Annotated in this window: 8 protein-coding genes and 1 tRNA gene; 5 read left to right on the top strand and 4 right to left on the bottom strand. The window is 72.3% G+C overall.

Annotated elements, in window-relative coordinates; genetic code table 11:
- Positions 1-182: 182 nt before the first annotated feature.
- Positions 183-1,802, bottom strand: coding sequence for a phosphoglucomutase (alpha-D-glucose-1,6-bisphosphate-dependent) (pgm, locus tag RWM17_RS09610; RefSeq protein ID WP_314103076.1), 1,620 nt, complete (start codon positions 1,800-1,802; stop codon positions 183-185).
- Between the two features lie 123 nt (positions 1,803-1,925).
- Between pgm and pheA the strand changes: the two genes are divergently transcribed.
- Positions 1,926-2,876 carry a prephenate dehydratase gene (gene pheA, locus RWM17_RS09605; protein WP_314103075.1) on the top strand — a complete coding sequence of 317 codons (951 nt, stop codon included), beginning with the start codon at positions 1,926-1,928 and terminating at the stop codon, positions 2,874-2,876.
- Between the two features lie 75 nt (positions 2,877-2,951).
- Here pheA and RWM17_RS09600 read toward each other — a convergent pair whose 3' ends face one another.
- Positions 2,952-3,971 carry a diacylglycerol kinase family protein gene (locus RWM17_RS09600; RefSeq protein WP_314103072.1) on the bottom strand — a complete coding sequence of 340 codons (1,020 nt, stop codon included), beginning with the start codon at positions 3,969-3,971 and terminating at the stop codon, positions 2,952-2,954.
- A gap of 126 nt (positions 3,972-4,097) precedes the next feature.
- On the opposite strand from RWM17_RS09600, the gene serS reads away from it, so the two are divergent.
- The 3 genes from serS to RWM17_RS09585 all read left to right on the top strand — a co-directional run bounded on the left by serS (position 4,098) and on the right by RWM17_RS09585 (position 6,497).
- Positions 4,098-5,363, top strand: a complete 1,266-nt coding sequence (gene serS / locus RWM17_RS09595) for a serine--tRNA ligase (protein ID WP_194613080.1) — start codon at positions 4,098-4,100, stop codon at positions 5,361-5,363.
- The gene (locus RWM17_RS09590; RefSeq protein WP_314103069.1) at positions 5,360-6,250 is read left to right on the top strand and encodes an HAD family hydrolase; all 891 of its coding nucleotides are present in this window, start codon (positions 5,360-5,362) and stop codon (positions 6,248-6,250) included. The genes serS and RWM17_RS09590 overlap by 4 nt, the downstream gene beginning before the upstream one ends.
- 159 nt (positions 6,251-6,409) lie before the next feature.
- Positions 6,410-6,497, top strand: a tRNA-Ser gene (locus RWM17_RS09585).
- Positions 6,498-6,563: 66 nt separating this feature from the next.
- On the opposite strand, the gene arfB is transcribed toward RWM17_RS09585, so the two are convergent.
- Both arfB and RWM17_RS09575 read right to left on the bottom strand, forming a co-directional pair.
- Positions 6,564-6,986, bottom strand: a complete 423-nt coding sequence (gene arfB, locus RWM17_RS09580) for an alternative ribosome rescue aminoacyl-tRNA hydrolase ArfB (RefSeq protein ID WP_314103067.1) — start codon at positions 6,984-6,986, stop codon at positions 6,564-6,566.
- Positions 6,987-7,276: 290 nt separating this feature from the next.
- Complete coding sequence (locus RWM17_RS09575; RefSeq protein WP_314103065.1) at positions 7,277-7,729, bottom strand: hypothetical protein; 453 nt, start codon at positions 7,727-7,729, stop codon at positions 7,277-7,279.
- A gap of 136 nt (positions 7,730-7,865) precedes the next feature.
- Between RWM17_RS09575 and RWM17_RS09570 the strand changes: the two genes are divergently transcribed.
- On the top strand, positions 7,866-8,246 hold the full coding sequence (locus tag RWM17_RS09570; RefSeq protein WP_314103063.1) for an HIT family protein: 381 nt from the start codon (positions 7,866-7,868) through the stop codon (positions 8,244-8,246).
- The last annotated feature ends 166 nt before the right edge of the window (positions 8,247-8,412 follow it).

Below are 8,412 nucleotides of genomic sequence, written 5' to 3'. Positions count from 1 at the left end.
CCCCCGGGCGCCCCCGGGGGGGGGCCCCCCCGGGGGTGGTTTCCGGCGGCCGGCGGCCCGCGCCCCCCGCCGCGGGCTGCGCCGGGCGGCACCGGCGGGCGGGTTCGTCGCCGCCGGTCCGTCGTGACGGACCGCCGGCGCCGAACTCGCCCGTCGAGCGAGACCCGCCGTCTGGCGGCGGGCTAGGCGCCGAGCGCCGCGTCGACGATCTGCTTTGCCTCGGCCTGCACCCGCTTGAGGTGCTCGGGGCCGTCGAACGACTCGGCGTAGATCTTGTAGACGTCCTCGGTGCCGCTCGGGCGTGCGGCGAACCAGGCCTTGTCGGTGACCACCTTGAGGCCGCCCACCGCAGCTCCGTTGCCGGGCGCCTCCGCCAGCTTGGCTGTGATGGGGTCGCCAGCGAGCTCGGTCGCGGTGATGTCGTCGCCGCTGAGCTTGCCGAGGCGTGCCTTCTGTTCTTTGCTGGCGGCGGCGTCGACGCGCTCGTAGACGGGGTCGCCGAACTCGTCGGTCAGCTCGGCGTAGAGCTGCGAGGGGGTCTTGCCCGTGACGGCGATGATCTCGCTCGCGAGGAGCGCGAGCAGGATGCCGTCCTTGTCGGTCGTCCACACCGTGCCGTCCTTGCGGAGGAACGACGCCCCCGCGCTCTCCTCGCCGCCGAAGGCGACCGAGCCGTCGACCAGGCCGGGCACGAACCACTTGAAGCCGACCGGCACCTCCCACAGGCGGCGGCCGTGCTTCTCGGCGACCTTGTCGATGATGCTCGACGACACGAGCGTCTTGCCGATCGCGGCGTCGTCGCGCCACTGCGGGCGGTGCGTGTAGAGGTAGTCGATGGCGACCGCGAGGTAGTGGTTCGGGTTCATCAGGCCGCCGTCGGGCGTGACGATGCCGTGGCGGTCGGCGTCGGCGTCGTTGCCGGTGAGCACGTCGAACTCGTCCTTTCGGTGCACGACGCTGGCCATCGCGGAGGCGCTCGACGGGTCCATCCGGATCTTGCCGTCCCAGTCGAGCGTCATGAAGCGCCAGGTCGGGTCGACGCCCGGGTTCGTGACCGTCAGGTCGAGGCCGTAGACGTCGCGGATGGCGCCCCAGTACTCGACGCTCGCGCCGCCCAGGGGGTCGGCGCCGATCTTCACGCCGGCCGCCTTGATGGCGTCGATGTCGATGACGTTGATCAGGTCGCCCACGTAGCCGCGCAGGAAGTCGTGCCGGCCGGCGCTGCCGTCGGCCCTGACGACGTCGACGTTGCCCGCGGCGATGATCTCGTTCGCACGGTTCGCGATCCACGACGTTGCGTCGCTGTCGGCCGGACCGCCGTGCGGCGGGTTGTACTTGAAGCCGCCGTCGCGGGGCGGGTTGTGGCTGGGGGTGACGACGATGCCGTCGGCCTTCTCGGTGTTGGCCGGGTCGGCGTTGTGCACGAGGATCGCGTGGCTCAGCGCAGGCGTGGGCACGTAGCCGCCGTCGGCGTCGGCCAGCACGTGCACGCCGTTGCCGACCAGCACCTCGATCGCCGTGCGCTCGGCGGGGGCGCTGAGCATGTGGGTGTCGCGCCCGATGAAGAGGGGCCCGGTGATGCCCTGGCCGGCGCGGTACTCGACGATCGCCTGCGTGATCGCGGCGATGTGCGTCTCGTTGAAGGCGGTGTCGAGCGACGAGCCGCGGTGGCCCGAGGTGCCGAAGACGACCTTCTGCTCGGGCACCGACACGTCGGGGACGAGCGAGTAGTAGGCGTCGACGAGCTCACCGGTGTCGATGAGGTCGCTGTCGAGTGCGGGGGTGCCTGCGCGATCGGTCATGCGCTCATCCTGGCACCAGCCGCCGACCTCCGTCGGCGTCCGGCCACGGCGCTCAGCAGGCTCTCGGACATCAGCAGGCTCCGGGTCGTCAGCAGGCTCCGTGTCATCAGTAGGCTCTCCGTCATGCCGACCCCCGCCTCCTCGTCGACCTACAGCTACCTCGGCCCGGCCGGCACCTTCACGGAGGCGGCCCTCAAGCAGGTGCCCGACGCCGTGGGCGCCGAGTGGCGCAGCGTGAACAACGTGGGCGAGGCGCTCGCCGACGTCGTCTCCGGCCGCAGCGTCGCGGCCATGATCGCGATCGAGAACAGCGTCGAGGGCGGCGTCTCGGCCACGCAGGACGCCCTGGCGACCGTGCCCGGCCTCCGCATCGTCGGCGAGTACCTGGTCGCCGTCGACTTCGTGCTCGTCGCGCGTCCGGGCACCCGCCTCGAGGAGGTGCGGGTCGTCAACGCGCACCCGGTCGCCTACGCGCAGACCCACCTGTGGCTCGAGGCGAACCTGCCCGGCCACGGGCACCTGCCGGCGACCTCGAACGTCGCGGCGGCCGCCGACCTGCTGTCGACGCCCGCCGGTGCAGGCCGCGCCGACGCCGCCGTCGCCCCGCCGACGATCACCGAGCACCACGACGTCGAGGTGCTGGCCCGCGAGATCGGCGACAACCGCAACGCCGTGACCCGCTTCGTGCTCGTCAGCCGCACCGTCCCGGTGCCGCCCGCGACGGGCGCCGACAAGACGAGCATCATCGTCGAGCTGCCCGAGGACGGCGCGGGCGCGCTCGTCGACATGCTCGAGCAGTTCGCGACCCGCGGCATCAACCTCAGCCTGATCCAGTCGCGGCCGATCGGCGACGCCCTCGGCCGGTACCGCTTCGTGATCGACCTCGAGGGCCACGTGCTCGACGAGCGCGTCGCCGACGCTCTGCTCGGCCTCAAGAGGTTCAGCCCGAACGTGATGTTCCTCGGGTCGTACCCCCGGGCCGACGCCCGCCCGGTCGTCGTCGTGCCGCGCTACGACGACGACGCGTTCGTCGACGCGCGCGACTGGCTGCGCGGGCTGGTCTCGGGGGCCTGAGCCGCGCCTCTTCGGTCCCGGTGCACCTCTCGGGTCAGCTCGCCCGACCGAGTGACGCACAGGAGGCGCGGGCCGTCAGGCCGGGACGCGCACCGTCAGCGCCCCGGGGTCGACCCACGTCTTGATGGCGACGGCCTTGCCGACCGAGTCGCCGTCCATCTCGAAGTCCTGCGGCTCGTCGAGGCGCACGACGATCTCGCGCCCCTTCGAGTAGCGGACCGTGCGCACCTCGCGGCTGTGCGCCATGATCTTGCGTCCGACGGAGCTGCGACGCAGCACTCCGTTCTCCCACACGATCTTGACCCAGATCTGCACCCAGCCGAAGAAGCCGTCGGGGCGCAGGGCGACGATGTCGAAGACGCCGTCGTCGACCGCGGCGTCGGGCAGCAGCATGATGTTGCCGGGCAGCAGGCCGCAGTTGCCGACGAGCACCGTGTGGGCGCGCATCGTCTTGCGGCCCTGGCCGTCGAGGTCGTAGCGGATGACCATGCTGTTGTCGTCGCGGAGCGACCGGGCGATGGCGTCGACGTAGGCGAGCCAGCCGACGCGGGCCTTGAGCTTCGGGTTGGTGTTGGCGAGCATCTTGGCGTCGAGGCCGATGCCGGCCATGACGACGAACGCGAAGCGCTCCCGCTCGCCGTTCTCGCGCTCGACGTCGACGAGCCCGAGGTCGATCGCGCGGTCGCGGCCGGAGAACGCGGTGGCGACGGAGCCGTCGAGGTGGTCGAGATCGAGGTTCAGGTTGCGGGCCAGCAGGTTGCCCGTGCCGCTCGGCAGCAGGGCGATGGCGGCGTGCGAGCCCCGGAGGGCCTCGGCCACGGCGCGGACCGTGCCGTCGCCGCCGGCCGCGATGACCACGTCGGCGCCCTCGGCCACGGCCGTCGCGGTGATGCCGCCGCCCGGATCCTCGACGCTGGTCTCGTAGAAGCGGGTCGGCCCCCAGCCTGCCTCGGCCTCGTGCCGCAGCACGGCCGCGCGGACCTTCGCGATGTCGACCTTGATGGGGTTGTAGACGACGGCAGCCGTCTTCTGGGCCGTCGCGGCCTCGGGCGCCGAGGGGGACTCGGCGGGCGAGGCGGCGGGGGAGGTCGTCATCCGCCCACCGTAACGGGCAGGCGCGACGCGAGGCCTGCCCCCTGCACCGCCTGTGGAAGGATGCGCGGCCCGCACCTCCGCCTGGGGAGAGCGGCGAGCGTCAGGGGGCGTCCATAAGATGGACCCGTGATCGATCCCCAGCTGCTGCGCGATGCCCCCGACGTGATCAAGACGAGCCAGCGTGCCCGAGGTGAGTCGGAGTCGCTGGTCGACGACGCGGTCGCCGCCGACGCCGCCCGCCGCGCAGCCATCGCCTCGTTCGAGGAGCTGCGGGCCGAGCAGAATGCGTTCGGCAAGACCGTCGCCAAGGCCCCGAAAGAGGAGAAGGCCGGTCTCGTCGCGCAGGCCCAGCAGCTGGCCGCGAAGGTCAAGGAGGCGCAGGCCGCGTCGACCGAGGCCGACACCGCCTTCGACAAGGCCGTCCGCTCGCTCGGCAACGTCGTCGTCGACGGTGTGCCCGCCGGCGGGGAGGAGAACTTCGCGACGCTCCGCGAGGTCGGCACCCGCCCCTCCTTCGACTTCGAGCCCCTCGACCACGCCGACCTCGGCGAGAAGCTCGGCGCGATCGACATCAAGCGCGGCACGAAGGTGTCGGGCTCGCGCTTCTACTTCCTCCGCGGCATCGGCGCCCGCCTCGAGCTCGCGCTGATGAACATGGCGCTCGACAAGGCGATCGAGAACGACTTCACGCCGCTGATCACGCCGACGCTGGTGCGGCCCGAGATCATGGCGGGCACCGGGTTCCTCGGCTCGCACTCCGACGAGGTCTACCACCTGCCCGCAGACGACCTCTACCTGACGGGCACGAGCGAGGTGGCCCTCGCCGGGTACCACTCGGACGAGATCCTCGACGTGACGGCCGGGCCCATCCGCTACGCCGGCTGGTCGACCTGCTACCGACGTGAGGCGGGCGCCGCCGGCAAGGACAACCGCGGCATCCTCCGCGTGCACCAGTTCAACAAGCTCGAGATGTTCAGCTACGTGCACCCCGACCAGGCCGAGCAGGAACACGACGCGCTCGTCGCCCTGCAGGAGTCGATGATGCAGGCGCTCGGCCTCAACTACCGCGTGATCGACGTGGCCGCGGGCGACCTCGGCTCTAGCGCGGCGCGCAAGTTCGACATCGAGGCGTGGGTGCCGACGCAGGGCACCTACCGCGAGCTCAGCAGCACCTCGAACTGCACCACGTTCCAGGCTCGTCGCCTCGACACCCGCTACCGCACCGAGAGCGGCAAGACGGCGCCCGTCGCGACGCTGAACGGCACGCTGGCGACCACGCGCTGGCTCGTGGCGATCCTCGAGACGCACCAGCAGGCCGACGGCTCGGTCGTCGTGCCCGAGGCGCTGCGTCCGTGGCTCGGCGGCCTCGAGGTCATCGAGCCGGTCGCGTGAGCGGCGGCGACGTGGCGACCAGCGAGAGCTCGAGCTGGGACGACGACACCCGCCGTCGGTCGGCCCCCGTGGCGGCGACCGTCTCGGCCGACGAGCGCTGGCTCGTCGCGCTCGACGTCGACGGCACGATCATGCAAGAGGGCGGCACCATCTCGGAGGCGGTGGCCGGCGAGATCACGCGCCTCGCCTCCCAGGGGCACGCGGTGATGATCGCGACCGGACGATCGGTGTCGATGACGTTGCCCGTGATGGACCGCCTCGGCCTCGTGTCCGAGTACGTGGTCTGCGCGAACGGGGCGATCACGCTGGGTCGCGACGAGTCGGCGCCGACCGGTTACTCGCAGTTCCACGTCGAGGAGTTCGACCCGACCGACGTGCTGACCACCATCCGCGAGGGACTGAACGAGGCGGCCTACGCCGTCGAGGACAGGGACGGCGTCATGCGCTACTGCGGCTCGTTCCCCCAGGTGGAGCACACGGGCGGCGCCGAGAAGGTCGAGTTCGAGCGGCTCTTCGACATCGCAGCGACCCGCGTCGTCGTGGTGTCGCCGTCGCACGACACGGACGACTTCCTCGACGTCGTCGAGCGGATGGGCCTGCAGAAGGTGAACTACAACGTCGGCTGGACGGCGTGGCTCGACATCGCGCCCGACGGCGTGACGAAGGCCACGGCCCTCGAGCGCGTGCGTGCCGAGCTCGGCATCCCGCGCGAGCGCGTGCTCGCCGTGGGCGACGGCCGCAACGACATCGCCATGCTGCAGTGGGCCGCTGCCGAGGGTCGCGGCGTCTCGATGGGGCAGGCTCCCGACGACGTGCACGAGGTCGCCAACGAGCGCACCCGTACCGACCTCGACGACGGGCTCGCGGACGCGCTCGCGCAGCTCTGAGCTGGCGCTGCTTGCGCCAAGACCCTCTGAACCCGCGCATATCCTCGTCCGCACGGAGGGTGCGCGCGGGTTCTGCGGGTGCGGACGGGTCTGCCCGGCTGGCGCCGCGCCTCCTCGGCTAGACTCGGCGCGGTCGCACCGGCTCCGGCGGGTGTGCCGGGAGGGCTGTCCGAGCGGCCGATGGAGCTTGTCTTGAAAACAAGTGGGCAGAGATGTCTCGTGGGTTCGAATCCCACGCCCTCCGCCATCACGACTCGCCCCGCGAGCACGGCCAGGACGACTCGCCCACCAGCTCGGCCGGCGTCGCGACGCGCTAGTCGTCCGTCGGACGGCGGCGCTGCTGCTTCGTGGCCGAGCGCTCGTTCTTCGCGGTGAGCCGACGGCGGTCCGAGCCCCGAGTGCGGCGGGTCGGACGTCGAGGCGCCGCGTCGGGAGCGAGGCCGGCCGCGACCACGTCGGCGAGCTTCGCCAGCGCGGTCTCGCGGTTGCGCAGCTGCGACCGCTGCTCGGACGACGTGACCGTCAGCACGCCGTCGACGAGCCGTCCGTCGAGGCGTGCCAGCAACAGGTCGCGTTGCTTGTCGGCCAGGGCGGGGGAGGCAGCGACGTCCCACGAGAGCTGCACCCGGCTGTCGGACGTGTTCACGTGCTGGCCTCCGGGGCCCGACGACCGCGAGAAGCGCCAGACGAGCTCGGCCGCGGGCACGGTGAGCGCACGCGACACGACGAGGTCCATGGGGTCAGCTTCGCACGCGCCGCGAGTAGTCGCAGCCTGCGGGCGCCAGCCGCACGGTCGGAACTCCGCCGGCGCGCCACGGGCTCTGCCTCGTGACGCACCGGCGGGGGAGCGACCCCGGGCCCGAACCCGTGCCGCTCGCGGGGATCCCCATCCCGCTCGTGGTTCGGGCCGCCCGAGCGGACCGGTTCGTGACCCGTTCTGGGGCTGGACCCGGCGTTGCCGGATGCGGTGCGGCTCAGCCGAGGAGGCGCGCCTCGCGACCCCGGGGAGGGCCTACGACGGCGCCACTACGCGCCCTGCCCGGTCGCCTTCCGCAGCAGCGCGGCGATGACGGGGCTCGTCGTCTCGTCGACGCTCGACAGCGCGTACGACGTCGGCCACATGTCACCGTCGTCGAGCTGGGCCGCGTCCTGGAAGCCCATCGTCGAGTAGCGTCCGCCGAACTTCGAGCCGGGCTGGAAGAACACGACGATCTTGCCGTCCGCGTCGGCGTACGAGGGGAACCCGTACCAGGTCTTGGGGGCGAGCATCGGGGCGTGCTCGAGGACCAGCGCGTGCAGTCCCTCGGCGACGGCCCGCTCCTCCTCGGTCATCGCGGCGTGCGCGTCGAGGACCGCCTGCAGCTCGGCCGCCGCCTTGTCCGCGGACTTCTGCCGCTTGGCCTCGGCGCGCAGCTCGGCCGCGCGTTCCTTCATCGCCGCGCGCTCCTCCTTGCTGAAGCCCTGCTCGTCTGACGCCATGATGTGTTCCTCTCGTCGTGGGCCCGTCGCCGCTCGCTCGGACGCCGCCGTCGCGGTCGCGCGCGAGGTGTGCGGGTCGCGCTCATCTTGGCCGCGCACCCCCGGCGCCACAAGTGCGCGCCCCTAGGGTGTGGGCATGTCGTCGCCGTTCACGCGCATCCCCGCCGACCAGCACGTCGCCGCGAACGAGCTCGCCTTCGCGGTGCGCGACGCGAACCCCGTCTCGCCCGGCCACACGCTCGTCGTGCCGCGACGGGAGGTGGCGACCTGGTTCGACGCGACGGCGGACGAGCACGCGGCCCTGGGTGCCCTGGTCAAGGAGGTGCGGCTCCAGCTGGACGAGGAGCTCGCGCCCGACGGGTACACCCTCGGCATCAACGTCGGAGAGGCGGCCGGCCAGACGGTCATGCACCTCCACGTGCACGTCATCCCCCGGTGGACGGGCGACGTCGCCGAGCCCCGCGGGGGAGTCCGCGGCGTCATCCCCGAGCGACGCGACTACCCGCCGGCGCCGTAGGCGGCCAAGGCGGCCGGGCAGGCAGACAGGCAGGCAGGCAGGCATGCGGCCAGGCGAGCAGCCGACGCGGGGACGGCAGGCCTGCCGTCAGGCGGTCGACACCGCCGCCACGATCCGCTCGGCCCCGAACCGCCAGGCGGCGTCGACGTCGCCGCCGAGTCCGAAG

The organism is uncultured Frigoribacterium sp., from assembly GCF_963515265.1.
In the GTDB taxonomy this organism is placed as follows: domain Bacteria; phylum Actinomycetota; class Actinomycetes; order Actinomycetales; family Microbacteriaceae; genus Frigoribacterium.
Note: the sequence above shows the minus strand (reverse complement) of the source record. Positions and strands in the feature narration are given on the sequence as shown.